Annotated in this window: 14 protein-coding genes; 10 read left to right on the top strand and 4 right to left on the bottom strand. The window is 60.5% G+C overall.

Annotation, left to right across the window (positions count from 1 at the left end):
• The first annotated feature begins 1 nt into the window (after position 1).
• From ACQG11_RS03900 to hycI, 6 genes are read left to right on the top strand one after another with little or no spacing between them, the layout of a single operon-like run.
• Complete coding sequence (locus ACQG11_RS03900) at positions 2 to 925, top strand: respiratory chain complex I subunit 1 family protein (RefSeq protein ID WP_022649164.1); 924 nt, start codon at positions 2 to 4, stop codon at positions 923 to 925.
• A 15-nt stretch (positions 926 to 940) separates the two neighbouring features.
• Complete coding sequence (gene hycE / locus ACQG11_RS03895) at positions 941 to 2,650, top strand: formate hydrogenlyase subunit HycE (RefSeq protein WP_023298468.1); 1,710 nt, start codon at positions 941 to 943, stop codon at positions 2,648 to 2,650.
• A 9-nt stretch (positions 2,651 to 2,659) separates the two neighbouring features.
• Positions 2,660 to 3,202 (top strand): formate hydrogenlyase complex iron-sulfur subunit, encoded by a 543-nt coding sequence (locus ACQG11_RS03890; protein WP_022649162.1) that lies wholly within the window; start codon positions 2,660 to 2,662, stop codon positions 3,200 to 3,202.
• Entirely contained in the window at positions 3,202 to 3,969 is a 768-nt protein-coding gene (locus ACQG11_RS03885; RefSeq protein WP_022649161.1) for an NADH-quinone oxidoreductase subunit B family protein, read from the top strand. The genes ACQG11_RS03890 and ACQG11_RS03885 overlap by 1 nt, the downstream gene beginning before the upstream one ends.
• Positions 3,966 to 4,376, top strand: coding sequence for a formate hydrogenlyase maturation HycH family protein (locus ACQG11_RS03880; RefSeq protein ID WP_058676739.1), 411 nt, complete (start codon positions 3,966 to 3,968; stop codon positions 4,374 to 4,376). Before ACQG11_RS03885 ends, ACQG11_RS03880 begins: the two co-directional genes overlap by 4 nt.
• Entirely contained in the window at positions 4,369 to 4,854 is a 486-nt protein-coding gene (gene hycI / locus ACQG11_RS03875) for a hydrogenase maturation peptidase HycI (protein ID WP_022649159.1), read from the top strand. Before ACQG11_RS03880 ends, hycI begins: the two co-directional genes overlap by 8 nt.
• A 59-nt stretch (positions 4,855 to 4,913) precedes the next feature.
• Here the strand turns inward: hycI and ACQG11_RS03870 are convergent, their stop codons facing one another.
• Positions 4,914 to 6,338 carry a 6-phospho-beta-glucosidase gene (locus ACQG11_RS03870; protein ID WP_426728192.1) on the bottom strand — a complete coding sequence of 475 codons (1,425 nt, stop codon included), beginning with the start codon at positions 6,336 to 6,338 and terminating at the stop codon, positions 4,914 to 4,916.
• 18 nt (positions 6,339 to 6,356) lie between these two features.
• Complete coding sequence (ascF, locus tag ACQG11_RS03865; protein WP_022649157.1) at positions 6,357 to 7,808, bottom strand: PTS cellobiose/arbutin/salicin transporter subunit IIBC; 1,452 nt, start codon at positions 7,806 to 7,808, stop codon at positions 6,357 to 6,359.
• Positions 7,809 to 8,022: 214 nt separating this feature from the next.
• Here ascF and ACQG11_RS03860 point away from each other — a divergent pair, with 214 nt between their 5' ends.
• From ACQG11_RS03860 to ACQG11_RS03845, 4 genes are all read left to right on the top strand, one after another.
• Positions 8,023 to 9,036, top strand: a complete 1,014-nt coding sequence (locus ACQG11_RS03860; protein WP_063147460.1) for a LacI family DNA-binding transcriptional regulator — start codon at positions 8,023 to 8,025, stop codon at positions 9,034 to 9,036.
• A gap of 133 nt (positions 9,037 to 9,169) precedes the next feature.
• Positions 9,170 to 9,715 carry an electron transport protein HydN gene (hydN, locus tag ACQG11_RS03855; protein WP_017382793.1) on the top strand — a complete coding sequence of 182 codons (546 nt, stop codon included), beginning with the start codon at positions 9,170 to 9,172 and terminating at the stop codon, positions 9,713 to 9,715.
• Positions 9,716 to 9,721: 6 nt separating this feature from the next.
• Positions 9,722 to 11,938, top strand: a complete 2,217-nt coding sequence (gene hypF / locus ACQG11_RS03850; RefSeq protein WP_069596898.1) for a carbamoyltransferase HypF — start codon at positions 9,722 to 9,724, stop codon at positions 11,936 to 11,938.
• A 1-nt stretch (position 11,939) separates the two neighbouring features.
• Positions 11,940 to 12,962, top strand: a complete 1,023-nt coding sequence (locus ACQG11_RS03845) for a HoxN/HupN/NixA family nickel/cobalt transporter (RefSeq protein WP_426728191.1) — start codon at positions 11,940 to 11,942, stop codon at positions 12,960 to 12,962.
• 112 nt (positions 12,963 to 13,074) lie between these two features.
• On the opposite strand, the gene norW is transcribed toward ACQG11_RS03845, so the two are convergent.
• Both norW and norV read right to left on the bottom strand, forming a co-directional pair.
• Complete coding sequence (norW, locus tag ACQG11_RS03840; RefSeq protein ID WP_415344006.1) at positions 13,075 to 14,208, bottom strand: NADH:flavorubredoxin reductase NorW; 1,134 nt, start codon at positions 14,206 to 14,208, stop codon at positions 13,075 to 13,077.
• On the bottom strand, positions 14,205 to 15,653 hold the full coding sequence (gene norV, locus ACQG11_RS03835; protein WP_022649152.1) for an anaerobic nitric oxide reductase flavorubredoxin: 1,449 nt from the start codon (positions 15,651 to 15,653) through the stop codon (positions 14,205 to 14,207). Before norV ends, norW begins: the two co-directional genes overlap by 4 nt.
• Between the last annotated feature and the right edge of the window lie 148 nt (positions 15,654 to 15,801).

Raw genomic sequence — 15,801 nt, 5'->3', positions numbered from 1 at the left:
CATGAGTTTGTTACTGGCAATTCTTCAGGCGCTGGTGCTGTTTGCCGCCGCGCCGCTGCTGTCGGGCATCACGCGCGTGGCGCGCGCCCGGCTACACAACCGTCGCGGGCCTGGCGTGCTCCAGGAATACCGCGATCTCTTCAAGCTGCTCTCCCGTCAGAGCGTCGCGCCGGATGCCTCAGGTTGGGTGTTCCGCCTGACGCCGTTCGTGATGGTCGGCGTGATGCTGACCATCGCCACCGCGCTGCCGGTAGTGACGGTGGGCTCGCCGCTGCCCGTGCTTGGCGATCTGATTACGCTGATCTACCTCTTCGCCATCGCGCGTTTCTTCTTTGCGATTGCGGGCCTGGACACCGGCAGCCCGTTTACGGGTATCGGTGCCAGTCGTGAGGCGATGCTCGGCGTGCTGGTTGAGCCAATTCTGCTGCTGGGGCTGTGGGTCGCCGCGCAGGTTGCTGGCTCGACCCACATCAGTTTCATCACCGACACCGTTTACCACTGGCCGGTTTCACGTTCGCTCCCGCTGGTGCTGGCGCTCTGCGCCTGCGCGTTCGCCACCTTTATCGAGATGGGCAAGCTGCCGTTCGATCTCGCGGAAGCGGAGCAGGAATTGCAGGAGGGGCCACTCACCGAGTACAGCGGCTACGGCTTTGCGGTGCTGAAGTGGGGCATCAGCCTCAAGCAGCTGGTGGTGTTGCAGATGTTCGTCGGCGTTTTCTTCCCGTGGGGGCAGATGACGCACTTCTCTGCGGGCGGCCTGCTGCTGGCCGTTGTGGTGGCTGCGCTCAAGCTGCTTATCGGCGTGCTGGTGATTGCCCTGTTTGAAAACAGCATGGCGCGCCTGCGTTTTGTCGAAACGTCACGCATTACCTGGGCTGGTTTTGGTTTTGCATTTTTAGCGTTCGTCTCCTTGCTGGTGGCGTGATTAAAGAGAGTGTTTATGTCTGAAGAAAAGAAAGGTCAGCAGTATCTCGCCGCGTTGCATCAGGCTTTCCCGGGCGTGGTGCTGGAGGAGTCATGGCAAACCAAAGACCAGGTAACCGTCACCATTAAGGTGAACTACCTGCCGGAAGTGGTGGAGTTTCTCTACTACCAGCAGGGCGGCTGGCTGTCGGTGCTGTTCGGCAACGACGAGCGTCAGCTGTGCGGCAACTATGCGGTGTACTACGTGATGTCGATGGAGCAGGGCGAGAAGTGCTGGCTCACCGTGCGCGTCGAAGTTGACCCGGACAAGCCGGAGTACCCGTCCGTCACGCCGCGCGTACCCGCCGCCGTCTGGGGCGAGCGCGAAGTGCGCGATATGTACGGCCTGGTGCCGGTTGGTCTGCCTGACGAGCGTCGTCTGGTGCTGCCGGACGACTGGCCGGATGAACTCTATCCACTGCGCAAGGACAGCATGGACTACCGCCAGCGTCCGGCCCCGACAACCGACAGCGAAACCTACGAGTTCATCAACGAGCTGGGCAGCAAGAAGAATAATGTGGTGCCGATCGGCCCGCTGCACGTCACCTCTGACGAACCGGGTCACTTCCGCCTGTTCGTCGACGGCGAAAACATTATCGACGCCGACTACCGCCTGTTCTACGTCCACCGCGGCATGGAGAAGCTGGCGGAGACCCGCATGGGCTACAACGAAGTCACGTTTCTTTCTGACCGCGTGTGCGGCATCTGCGGCTTTGCCCACAGCACCGCCTACACCACCTCGGTGGAGAACGGCATGGGGATCGTGGTGCCGGAACGCGCGCAGATGATCCGCGCCATTCTGCTGGAGGTGGAACGCCTGCACTCACACCTGCTGAACCTCGGCCTGGCCTGCCACTTCGTCGGCTTTGACTCCGGGTTTATGCAGTTCTTCCGCGTGCGTGAGGCATCAATGAAGATGGCGGAGATCCTCACCGGGGCGCGTAAAACCTACGGCCTGAACCTGATCGGCGGGATCCGCCGCGACCTGCTGAAAGACGACATGATCCAGACCCGCCAGCTGGCGCAGCAGATGCGCCGCGACGTGCAGGAGCTGGTGGACATGCTGCTCAGCACGCCCAACATCGAGCAGCGCACCGTCGGGATTGGTCGTCTTGACCCGGAAATCGCCCGCGACTTCAGCAACGTCGGTCCAATGGTGCGCGCCAGCGGCCACGCCCGCGACACCCGCGCCGATCACCCGTTCGTCGGCTACGGCCTGCTGCCGATGACCGTGCACAGCGAGCAGGGCTGCGACGTCATCTCCCGCCTGAAGGTGCGCATCAACGAGGTGTTTACTGCGCTGAACATGATCGACTACGGCCTCGATAACCTGCCGGGCGGCCCGCTGATGGTGGAAGGCTTCACCTACATTCCAAACCGCTTTGCCCTCGGATTCGCCGAAGCGCCGCGCGGGGATGACATTCACTGGAGCATGACCGGCGACAACCAGAAGCTCTACCGCTGGCGCTGCCGTGCGGCGACCTACGCCAACTGGCCAACCCTGCGCTACATGCTGCGCGGTAACACCGTCTCTGACGCGCCGCTGATTATCGGCAGCCTCGATCCGTGCTACTCCTGCACCGACCGCATGACCGTCGTGGACGTGCGCAAGAAGAAAAGCCAGGTGGTGCCCTACAAAGAGCTTGAGCGCTACAGCATCGAGCGTAAGAACTCGCCGCTGAAATAAGGACTCGTCATGTTTACCTTTATCAAAAAAGTGATCAAAACCGGCGCGCAGACCAGCAGTTATCCGCTGGAGCCGATGCCGGTGGATAAAAACTTTCGCGGCAAGCCGGAGCACAACCCGCAGCAGTGCATCGGCTGCGCGGCCTGCGTCAACGCCTGCCCGTCGAATGCCTTAACGGTGGAAACGGACCTGAAAACTGGCGAGCTGGCCTGGCAGTTTAACCTCGGGCGCTGCATCTTCTGCGGCCGCTGCGAGGAGGTCTGCCCGACGGTAGCCATTCGCCTGTCTCAGGAGTACGAGCTGGCGGTGTGGAAAAAAGAGGATTTCCTCCAGCAGTCGCGCTTTGCGCTGTGCAACTGCCGCGTCTGCAAGCGTCCGTTCGCCGTGCAAAAAGAGATCGACTACGCCATCGCGCTGCTGAAGCACAACGGCGACGTGCGTGCGGAGCATCACCGTGAAAGCTTCGAAACCTGCCCGGAGTGCAAACGTCAGAAATGCCTGCTGCCGTCTGACCGCATCGATTTAACCCGTCATATGAGAGAGGCCAGCTGATGGAAAACTTACTCGGCCCGCGCGACGCTAACGGCATTCCGGTACCGCTGACGGTGGAGGAGTCCATCGCCAGCATGAAAGCGTCGCTGCTGAAAAAAATCAAACGCTCGGCCTACGTCTATCGCGTGGACTGCGGCGGCTGCAACGGCTGTGAGATCGAAATCTTCGCCACCCTGTCGCCGCTGTTTGACGCCGAACGCTTCGGCATCAAAGTGGTGCCGTCCCCGCGCCACGCGGATATTCTGCTGTTCACCGGCGCGGTCACCCGCGCGATGCGCTCGCCTGCGCTGCGCGCCTGGCAGTCTGCGCCGGATCCGAAAATCTGCATCTCCTACGGCGCCTGCGGCAACAGCGGCGGCATCTTCCACGATCTTTACTGCGTCTGGGGCGGCACCGACAAAATCGTGCCGGTGGACGTTTACATTCCGGGCTGCCCGCCGACGCCCGCCGCCACGCTGTACGGTTTTGCCATGGCGCTCGGCCTGCTGGAGCAGAAGATCCACGCCCGCGAGCCGGGCGAGCTGGACAACCAGCCAGCCACTCTCCTGCACCCGGATATGGTGCAGCCGCTGCGTGTGAAGATCGACCGCACGGCGCGCAGGCTGGCGGGTTACCGCTATGGCCGTCAGATTGCCGACGATTATCTGCGCCTGCTGAGCCAGGGCGACCATCAGGTGGCGCGCTGGCTGGAGGCCGAGAACGATCCGCGTCTCAATGAGATCGTGGCAAACCTGAACAGTATTGTGGATGAGGCGCGTATCCGATGAGTGAAACGGTGGTGTTCAGCCAGCTGAGCCGTAAGTTTATTGATGAGAACGATGCCACGCCGGATGCGGCGCAGCAGGTGGTCTATTACAGCCTGGCGATTGGGCACCACCTCGGGGTGATCGACTGCCTTGAAACGGCGTTAAGCTGCCCGTGGCCCGAGTACCTGGCGTGGATCGCCACGCTGGAGGAGGGCAGCACGGCGCGGCGCAAAATGGAGGGCGTGCCGAAGTACGGTGAGATCGTTATCGACGCCAACCACATTGCGATGCTCGCCAACGCCTTTGACGCGGCGCTGAGCAGGCAAAACCCGGCGCAGCAGGCGTGGAGCAAAACGCTGCTCGGCATGCTGCACGATATTCATCAGGAGAGCGCCATCTACCTGATGGTGAGGAGATTACGTGACTGACGTTTTACTGTGTGTCGGCAACAGCATGATGGGCGACGACGGCGCGGGCCCGCTGCTGGCGGAGATGTGCGCCGCGAACCCGCCGGGCAACTGGGTGGTGATTGACGGCGGCAGCGCGCCGGAAAACGACGTGGTGGCCATTCGCGAGCTGCGCCCGGACAGGTTGTTAATCGTCGATGCCACCGATATGGGGCTCAACCCCGGCGAGATCCGCCTGATTGACCCGGACGACATCGCCGAGATGTTTATGATGACCACCCACAACATGCCGCTGAACTACCTGGTGGATCAGATTAAAGACGACGTGGGTGAGGTGCTGTTTCTGGGCATTCAGCCGGACATCGTCGGGTTTTATTATCCGATGACGCCGCCGGTGAAAGAGGCGGTGGACGTGGTGTATTCACGGCTTGCCGGGTGGGTTGGGGACGGGGGTTTTCAGCCCCTCACCCCGGCCCTCTCCCCAGAGGGAAGAGGGTGAAAACCGCATCGAGCAGTTTGTAGGCCGGGTAAGGCAACGCCGCCACCCGGCAAAACAGGCTACGCCAGATCCGCCCCGTTACTCGCAATCACCTTCTTATACCACCAGAACGATTTCTTGCGCTTGCGGTCCAGCGTGCCGTTCCCGGCGTCGTCGCGGTCGACGTAGACAAACCCGTAGCGCTTACTCATCTCCCCGGTTGAGGCCGAGACCAGGTCAATGCAGCCCCAGGTGGTGTAGCCCATCAGCGGGACGCCGTCCTCAATCGCGTCACCCATCGCACGGATATGCTCGCGCAGGTAGCTGATGCGGTAGTCGTCGTTGATCTCGCCGTTTTCATCAATGACGTCCTTCGCCCCGAGGCCGTTTTCCACCAGGAACAGCGGCTTCTGGTAGCGGTCATACATCATGTTCATGGTGATGCGCAGCCCGAGCGGGTCGATGCCCCAGCCCCACTCGCTCACCTGAATATGCGGGTTGCGCAGGGACTTCACGATGTTCGCCGCGCTGGTGTTGCCCGCGTTCATATCCGCCGACGCGCAGCGCGAGGCGTAATAACTGAACGAGACAAAGTCGACGGTGTTTTTCAGCAGGTCGTCGTCGCCGGGGTCTTTCACAATCACCACCCCTTTCTCGCGGAACACGCGGGCGGAGTAGGCCGGATAGCTGCCGCGCGCCTGCACGTCGATAAAGAACAGGTTCTCGCGGTCTTTCTCCAGTGCCATCCACACGTCTTCCGGCTTGCAGGAGTAGGGGTAGAAGTTACCGCCCGCCAGCATGCAGCCGACCTGGTTTTCCGGGTTCACCTCGTGGGCGATTTTGGTCGCCAGCGCGCTCGCCACCAGCTCGTGGTGCGCGGCCTGGTATTTCACCTGGTCTTCGTTTTCCCCTTCCTCAAACACCAGCCCCGCGCCGGAGAACGGGCTGTGCAGCATAATGTTGATTTCGTTGAAGGTCAGCCAGTATTTCACCAGCCCGTTAAACGCCTCGAAGCAGGTGCGGGCGTAGCGGGTGAAGAAATCCACCATCTTACGGTTGCGCCAGGAGCCGTACTCCGTCACCAGGTGCATCGGCACGTCGAAATGGCAGAGCGTCACCAGCGGCTCGATGTTGTACTTTTTGCACTCCTCGAACACCGCGCGGTAGAAGGCAATGCCCTCCTGATTTGGCAACGGTTCGTCGCCGTTCGGGTAGAGGCGGCTCCAGGCAATCGAGGTGCGGAACACCGTAAAGCCCATCTCCGCCATCAGGGCAATGTCTTCTTTGTAACGATGGTAAAAATCAATCGCCTGGTGGCTCGGGTAAAATTCGTCGTCACGCAACGAAAACCGTTTTTCCTTGCCGACTTTTACCGCCAGACGGTTTGCGCCGTGGGGGATCATATCGACCGTCGTCAGTCCTTTGCCGCCTTCACGGTAAGCACCTTCACTCTGGTTGGCGGCAAGCGCGCCGCCCCATAAAAATCCTTGTGGAAAAACAGACATTCTTACCTCGCTTTCAGTTTATGCTTCTGCTGCTTTGTTCTGTACCGGTGCGGTTTGCAGGGCGCGTGCTTTTTCGGCTTCGTCTTCTACCGGGATATCTTCAAACCCTAACAGCAGGGTCAGCACGAACGACAGCACCACCGCCAGACCCATCACACCAAACACCCAGACGATGGTCATCGGGTTGGCCGGGTCGAAGAACTGCACGCTGGTGAACAGCCCCGGCGCCGCCATGGAGTGGCTGGCAAGACCGGCCATGCCGGCCACCGCGCCGCAGATAAAGCCGCTGATCAGGCTCGCAATCAGCGGACGCTTCAGGCGTACCGCCACGCCGTACAGCGCCGGTTCAGAGATCCCCGCCATGATGGCGGAGGCCGCAGCCGCCAGCGCCGTCTGGCGCAGCTCCGGGTTTTTGGTTTTCCACGCCACCGCCAGCGATGAACCGCCGAGCGACAGGTTAGCGCCGATTTCCGACGGCATCACCATCCCTTCTTTGCCCGTTTCGGCAATGGTCTGGATGATGGTCGGCGTAAACACGCGGTGCATCCCGGTCATTACCAGCAGCGGCCACAGCGCGCCCATAATGGCAACGGAGAGCCAGCCCAGATAGCCGTGAATGGTGTAGACCAGCGCGGAGATGGCGCTACCGATCCAGATCCCAAGCGGGCCAATCAGCACGATGGCGAGCGGGGCGGCAATCAGCACGATCAGCATCGGCTTGAGGAAGTTTTTGGTCACCGCCGGGGTGATGCGATCCACCCAGCGTTCGATATACGACAGGCACCAGGTCATCACCAGGGCCGGGATAACGGTATAGGTGTATTTCACCGCCGTCACCGGAATTAAGGCAAATTCTACATGCTCGCCCTGCGCCGCTTTCGCCATCAGCTCGATAAAGCTCGGGTGAACCAGTACGCCCGCAATGGCTATCGCCAGGGACATGTTGGTTTTGAACTTCACCGCTGCGGAAGCCGCCACCATCAGCGGCAGGAAGAAGAACGCGCCGTCGCCGATAACGGTCAGGATCGTCAGCGTCGGGTCACCTTTGCCCAGCACGCCGGTCATCTCAAGGATCATCGCCAGCAGCTTGACCATCGACCCGCCGATGATCGCCGGGATCAGCGGAGACATGGTGCCGATCAGCGCGTCGAGGATCCCGGCGCCAATCCGGCGCAGCGTAAGCTTCTGTGGACCTTCCGCTACGGCAGGTTGCAGGTTGGCGGGCAGCAGGCTCACCACTTCACGGTATGCCTGGGACACGGTGTTGCCGATGATCACCTGGCACTGATTGTCGTTGCGCACCACGCCGAGCACGCCGCTGATGCTTTTCAGACGCGCGGCGTCGGTAAGGCTTTCGTCTTTCAGAACGAAGCGCAGGCGCGTCATGCAGTGGGTGACGGCGACGATGTTCTCTTTACCGCCCAGCGCGCTAACCACGTCATTTGCCAGCGCAGCGTAATTTTTTGCCATCGGATGTGATCCTGTTATCGTTGTGAGAAGTGTAGGAAACCGGTTTCACATAATCATCATGAGTTTCTTTTAATGAAACAAGACCACTTTTTATGCATTTTTTCGTTTCGTGATGACGATCACTCGTGGCCGTAAAAAGCGTGATAACGCCGCTGCGACAATTTTTCTGCGGTGAAGTACACTGCGGCTCATCAGATTTGAATGGAATAACACTATGACCACGATGCTGGAAGTGGCGAAGCGGGCAGGCGTGTCGAAAGCGACGGTCTCCCGGGTGCTGTCGGGGAACGGTTACGTCAGCCAGGAGACGAAAGACCGCGTGTTTCAGGCCATCGAAGAGAGCGGGTATCGCCCCAATCTGCTGGCGCGAAACCTGGCGACCAAACGCACCCAGACCCTGGGGCTGGTGGTGACAAACACCCTGTACCATGGGGTCTACTTTAGCGAGCTGCTGTTTAACGCCGCGCGGATGACGGAAGAGAAGGGGCGTCAGCTGATCCTGGCGGACGGCAAGCACAGCGCCGAAGAGGAGCGCGAGGCGATCCAGTACCTGCTCGACATGCGCTGCGACGCGGTGATCATCTACCCGCGTTTTCTGAGCGTGGAAGCGCTGGACGAGATTATTGAGAAATGCGAGCAGCCGATTATGGTGCTCAACCGCCGTTTGCGGAAAAACAGCAGCCACAGCGTCTGGTCCGATCATAAAGCGTCGTGTCAGGACGCAGTATCGCAGCTGATTGAGAAAGGCCACCGGGAGATTGCGTTTATCACCGGTTCGCTGGATTCCCCCACCGGCGTGGAGCGTCTTTCCGGATACAAGGACGCGCTGGCGCAGCACGGCATTGCCCTGCGTGACGCGCTGATCGCCGAAGGGAAGTGGAGCCCGGCCAGCGGCGCGGCGGCGGTCTCTCAGCTGCTCACCCGCGGCGAAACGTTTACCGCCCTGGTGGCGAGTAACGACGATATGGCGATTGGCGCCATCAGGCAGTTGCACGAGAGCGGCGTCGCCACGCCGGGCGCGGTGTCCGTCATCGGCTTTGACGACGTGGCAATCGCGCCCTATATCGTGCCGTCCCTCTCCAGCGTGCGTATTCCGGTAACGGAGATGATCCAGGAGACCATCAGCCGCCTGATCTTCATGCTCGACGGCGGTGAGTTTAAGCCTCAGCAAACTTTTTCCGGCGAGCTTATCCTGCGCGGCTCCGTCATTGACGGCCCGCATCGCTGACGTCGACATCTGTCATCGTCACAAATGACGATGACAGATCCTCTTCTTTTTTATTTCTCTTTAAAATCAATGTATTAAATATTGGCACGGTTTATGAATAGCTTCGCGCATAACAGTTATGCCGGAGAAGCAGATGAACCGTTTTATTATGGCCGATGCCAGCAAATGCATTGGTTGCCGTACCTGTGAAGTGGCGTGCGTGGTGTCCCATCAGGCGGAGCAGGATTGCGCCTCCCTGACCCCCGACACCTTCCTGCCGCGCATCCACGTCATTAAAGGCGTGAACATTTCCACCGCCGCTATCTGTCGCCAGTGCGAAGACGCGCCGTGCGCCAACGTCTGTCCGAACGGGGCGATTAAGCGCGAGAAAGGCTTCGTGCATGTGATGCAGGAGCGCTGCATCGGGTGCAAAACCTGTGTGGTGGCGTGTCCGTATGGCGCGATGGAGGTGGTCGTTCGCCCGGTGGTGCGCAACAGTGGTATCGGGCTGAGCGTGCGCGCGGAGAAAGCCGAAGCCAATAAATGTGACCTCTGCTACCACCGCGACGCCGGTCCGGCGTGTATGGAAGCCTGTCCGACGCATGCGCTGGTCTGCGTCGATCGCGACAAGCTCGAACAGATGAGTGCCGAAAAACGCCGCCGTGCGGCGTTCGACACCTCGTCATCGCTGCTGTTTTAAGCTGCAATGCGCGTTAACGGCGTACAGCTTCGGGTGCGCGGCAAGGTGCAGGGGGTAGGATTTCGTCCCTTCGTCTGGCAGCTTGCACACCAGCTGGGGCTGGCGGGCGACGTGTGCAACGACGGAGAGGGTGTCCTGGTGCGTCTCGCGGGTAGTGGGGGTGACTTTACCGCGAGACTGCGCCAGGACTGCCCACCGCTGGCGCGCATCGATCGCGTTGAAACGCAGCCGTACAGCTGGAATACGCTGCCGGACGAGTTTGTCATCCGCCACAGCGAGAGCGGGGCGATGGACACGCAAATCGTCCCGGATGCCGCCACCTGTCCCGCGTGCCTGGCGGAGATGCGCGATCCGCGCGAGCGCCGTTATCGCTACCCGTTTATCAACTGCACCCACTGCGGGCCGCGGTTTACCATTATCCGCGCCATGCCCTATGACCGCCCGGCCACGTCAATGGCGCCATTCCCGCTCTGTGTGCCCTGTGAAACGGAGTACCGCAACCCGGCTGACCGGCGTTTTCACGCCCAGCCGGTGGCCTGCCCGGACTGCGGGCCGCAGCTGGAGTGGCAAGCCGGGGATGCTGCCACCACCCGCGAATCGGCGTTAAGCGCGGCGGTGGAGAGATTGAAAAACGGCGGGATTGTGGCGGTCAAAGGGCTGGGCGGATTTCACCTGGTCTGCGACGCGCTTAACCCACAGGCGATTCGGAAATTGCGGGCACGCAAGCAGCGCCCGACCAAGCCGCTGGCAGTGATGATCCCGCATGCGAACGATCTGCCGGAGGCCATCCAGACGCTGTTACGTTCACCCGCTGCGCCGATTGTGCTGACGCCAAAAGCCTGCCTTCCTGCATTTCCTGAGGAGATTGCGCCGGGGCTGACTACGGTCGGCGTAATGCTACCTGCGAACCCGCTCCAGCATTTGCTGATGTTGGACTGCCATCGCCCGCTGGTGATGACCTCCGGCAACCTCAGCGGCCATCCACCCGCCATAAGCAACCAGCAGGCGCTGGAAGAACTCAGTGACATCGCTGACGGCTTCCTGCTGCACAACCGCGATATTCTTCAACGGATGGATGATTCAGTAATGGATCGGGACGGTGCGATGCTGCGTCGCGCACGCGGTTTTGTGCCGGATGCCATCACATTGCCCGCCGGATTCCGCGATATCTCGCCCATGTTATGCACCGGCGCGGAGATGAAAAATACCTTCTGCCTGGTGCGTGGCAACCAGGCGGTGCTGAGCCAGCATTTTGGCGATCTGAGCGACGAGGGCATAGAGGCGCAGTGGCGCAGTGCGCTCTCGACGATGCAGGACATCTACGCCTTCCAGCCAGAGCGCGTGGTGTGCGATGCCCATCCGGGATATCACGCCCGACAGTGGGCCCGGGCGCAGGCGCTGCCCGTTGAGACCGTGCTGCATCATCATGCGCATGCAGCAGCGTGTCTGGCGGAGAATGGCTGGCCGCTCGACGGCGGGGATGTTATTGCCCTGACGCTGGATGGGATCGGTATGGGTGAGAACGGCGCGATGTGGGGCGGCGAGTGCCTGCGGGTGAACTATCGCGACTGCGAACGGCTGGGCGGTCTGCCAGCCGTTGCGCTGCCGGGGGGCGATCTGGCGGCAAAACAGCCGTGGCGCAATTTGCTCGCCCACTGTCTGGCGTTCGTACCTGACTGGCAGCAGTACCCGGAAACAGAGGCGGTACAGCGTCAAAACTGGCCGCTGCTGGCAACGGCAGTGTCGCGCGGTATCAATGCGCCGCGGGCCTCCTCCTGTGGTCGTCTGTTCGACGCCGTGGCCTGTGCGCTGGGCATTGAAACGCAACGCTATGAGGGCGAAGCCGCGTGCCGGGTGGAGGCGCTGGCCGAACGCTGTCCAGGGGTTGATCATCCGGTGACGCTCAAGACGGATAACCTTGCGCTGTTCTGGCAGCAGTGGCTGGCCTGGCGGGCGGAGCCCGGCGAGCGCGCCTGGGCCTTTCATGATGCGCTGGCAAAAGGGCTGAGCGAACTGGCGGCAACGCATGCCCGCCGACGGTCGCTCTCTACGGTGTGCTTCAGCGGAGGTGTCCTTCACAACCGCCTGCTACGCGCGCGCCTTCGTCATTACCTTTCTGATTTCACGCTTCTTTTTCCTTCGCGCCTGCCCGCAGGCGACGGAGCGATCTCCTTCGGGCAGGCGGTGGTTGCTGCCGCCCGATCATGTTCACAAAGGATTTAAAATGTTACGACTTTTACGCAATGAACCTCGTGCAGCGTGCCTGCTGCTGGCTCTCGGGATGGCTAACCTGCTGGCCTGGGGGGTGGCGTGGCACACCTTTAGCGGCAGTACGGCGCTGATGGCGGCCAGCCTGCTGGCCTGGTGTTACGGACTGCGTCATGCGGTGGATGCCGACCATATCGCCGCGATTGATACCGTGACGCGTAAGATGATGCAGCAGGGCAAGCGCCCGTCCGGCGTGGGCGCATGGTTTTCCCTCGGACACTCCACCATCGTGGTGCTGGCCTCCATTGCCATCGCCGCCACCGCCACGGCGTTTCAGAAAAATATGGAATGGTTCCACGAAACCGGCAGCCTGATTGGCACCGCCGTCTCCGCCACCTTCCTGCTGGCGATGGCGCTGGTGAATATGGTGATCCTGCGCGGCGTCTGGCGCAGTTTTCAGGCACTGAAACACGGCAGGCCCGTGCAGGGCGACATCACGCTGCCTGCCCAGGGTGGCGTCATGAACTGGCTGTTCGGCAAAACCTTCCGCCTCGTCAATAAAAGCTGGCAGATGTATCTGGTGGGCTTCCTGTTTGGCCTCGGCTTTGACACGGCCACCGAAATTGGCGTACTGGGGATCTCCGCCGCCAGCGCCTCCAGCGGGATGTCGGTGTGGTCGATCATGATCTTCCCGGCGCTCTTCGCCAGCGGCATGGCGCTGGTGGATACGCTCGATAACCTGCTGATGGTGGGTGCCTACGGCTGGGCATTCAACAAGCCGCAGCGCAAGCTGTACTACAACATGACCATCACCGGCACTTCGGTGGTGGTGGCGCTGTTTATCGGCGGGCTGGAAGCGCTGGGTCTGCTGATGGACAAGTTCTCCCTCAGCGGCGGCGTGTGGGATCTGATTGGCGCGGTGAACGATAACCTGGGCGACGCCGGGTTTGTGGTGGTCGGGCTGTTTGTCGCCTGCTGGCTGATCTCGATGGCGAACTACCGCTGGCGCGGTTATGACGCGCTGGTGGTGCGGTCCTGAACCACGCAGCCCTGTTTTGCCCGGCGGCGCTACGCTTGCGCGGGCCTACAAGGTTTACCGTTATGGTGTTAAGTAGGCCGGGTAAGCGGAGCGCCACCCGGCATGACGAGGGTTAAGCAGGTAACGATTTCAGCAGTGCAAAGGCCTCCTTCATTTTGTCTTCGCTGACCACAAAGGCGCGCATCTGACCGACAGTATCGGTGCCGCGCGCCACCATGCCCTGAGGCGAAAGGACAATCTCCCAGTTCAGATCCTGACGCTGCGTTTCACCTGCGAGATGCAGCGGTAGTTCCGGCGTTTTTACCTTCACCAGCATGGCGGGTAATTTCACCGGGGCGTTGCCGCCGAGCAGGTTTTTCGCCAGGAACATGGCGCTTAACTGAATCGGTTGCAGGAACGGCAGCACCTGGCCGTTAATTTCCGCGCAGTCGCCCAGGGCATAAATGTCCGGCTGGGTGGTTTGCAGGTAGCTGTCTACCTTCACGCCGCGATTGATCTCTGCGCCTGCGCGGTGCGCCAGCGCGGTTTCCGGGCGCAGCCCCGTCGCCGCAATAACCACATCCACTTCCACCCTGCGGGTGCGGTCGAGCGTCGCACAAATGCCGGTTTCGGTTTTACTCAGGCTCTGCAACTGCGATTTCAGCAGCAGATGCACGCCCATGTCGGTCAGACGATGCTGTAAGCGACTGCTTACTTCTGCTGGCATCAGCGCTGACAGAATGCTGGCCGCGTGGTCAACCAGGGTGACGGATTTTCCCGCCCGGCAGAAGTCCATCGCCAGCTCGGTGCCAATCAGCCCGCCGCCGACAATCATCACCCGTGTGGCGTCGCGTAACAGGGTCTCGCTGGCCTGATACTCCTGCTGACTGTTGAGCGTGACCATCAACTCGCGGCCCTCAACCGGCGGCACAAACGCAGATGCCCCCGTCGCCAGCACCAGCTTGTCGTACTGCCAGGTTTTATCTTTCGCTTTCACCATGTGGGCGTCGGCGTCGATATCGGTGACCCAGGTGTACGGAAACAGACGCAGATTAAATTGTTCTGCAAACTCCCCCGCCGTCTGGCGGGTGAGATCGTCGGCGCGCTGATTTTGGCTAATGACGTGGCTTAAATCAGGCTTGTTGTACTCATCCATGCTGTCGGCGGCGATCACCGTCAACGGCACGTTAGCATCCTGTTTGCGGATATTTTTCACCAGCTGGCGGGCGGCAAAGCCCGAGCCGATAATGACGATGCCGTGGCTCATTTTGCCTCCGTTGCCAGTTCATCAAAGACGTCTTTTCCGAGGGAACATTCCGGGCAGAGGAAGTTGTCCGGCACCTCGCTCCACGGTGTACCCGGCGCGACATCCTGCAACGGCTCGCCCAGCTCGGGATCGTAAATCCACTGGCAGACGCTGCACTGCATGCAGGGGCCGAGGTCGGCAGCGGCAGGAGCGGCTTCTGCTACGGCTTCCGGCGCAGCAGCCGCGGCGGGTGCGGTTTCCGGCAGCGGCGCAAGCGCCCACTGGCGGGCAATGTCGCGACCGTGCTGGCGACAGATTTCCAGCGCGTCGAGATCCGGACGCCATTTCGCCTTCAGGCTCAGGGACATCTCAAAACCGGCATCCTGTAAACGGGTGGAGAGACGGTCTACCGCGCCGCCGCTCCAGCCGTGTGAACCAAAGGCGCTGGCGCGTTTGTTACGGAAGCGCAGGCCGGTCATCTCTTCCACCAGTCCGGCAATTTTCGGCATCATCACGTTATTCATGGTGGAGGTACCCACCAGCACGCCTTTGGAGCGGAAGACGTTGGTCAATACCTCATTCTTATCGCTGCGCGCCACGTTGAAGATTTTCACTGCCACGTTCGGGTCCACTTCGTTGATGCCCTGGGCAATGGCGTCCGCCATCATGCGGGTGTTGTTGGACATGGTGTCGTAGAAGATGGTGATGCGGTCTTCCTGATAGTCCGCCGCCCACTTCAGGTACAGCTCGACGATCTGGGTTGGATTTTCACGCCATACCACGCCGTGGGAGGTGGCAATCATATCCACCGGCAGGTTGAAGCCGAGGATCTCGGTGATTTTTGGCGTGACCAGACGGCTGAACGGCGTCAGGATGTTGGCGTAGTAGCGCTGGCACTGTTCGAACAGCTCGGTCTGATCCACTTCGTCGTTGAACAGACGTTCGTCGCAGTAGTGCTGGCCGAAGGCGTCGTTGCTGAACAGCACCGCGTCACCGGTCATGTAGGTCATCATGCTGTCCGGCCAGTGCAGCATTGGGGTTTCCACGAAGATCAGCTGTTTGCCGTTGCCGATATCCAGCGTGTCGCCGGTTTTTACGGTGTGGAAGTTCCACTCCGGGTGGTGGTGGTGGCCGTTGATGGAGTCAATGGCGTTGGTGGTGCAGTAGATCGGGGTATCCGGGATGTGGGACATCAGCTCGGTCAGCGCCCCGGCGTGATCCTCTTCCGCGTGGTTGATGATGATGTAGTCGATGTCATTCAAATCGATTTCGCTGCGCAGGTTCTGCACGAACTCGCGGCTGAATTTGTGATCGACGGTATCGATCAGGACGTTTTTACCTTCACGAATGAGATAGCTGTTGTAGCTGCTGCCGCGCAGCGTTTTGTATTCCGTCCCGTGAAAATCACGTACTTCCCAGTCACGTTGACCCACCCAATGAATGTTATTTTTAACCAGAATAGACATAGCAACCTCAACTTAATACGGCGTTTTCAAATAAGATGACTGTCATATATCAAGTTGCGTGCCAGTTTTTTAACTTATTGAAAATAATGTATTTGTGTTTTGATTCTCCCTAATGGGTAGTCATTTTGACTATCTTAAAAATTGTCAA

Source organism: Enterobacter cloacae complex sp. 372C4, from assembly GCF_050030615.1.
Lineage (GTDB): Bacteria > Pseudomonadota > Gammaproteobacteria > Enterobacterales > Enterobacteriaceae > Enterobacter > Enterobacter intestinihominis.
This window is presented reverse-complemented; position numbering and strand designations above follow the sequence as displayed.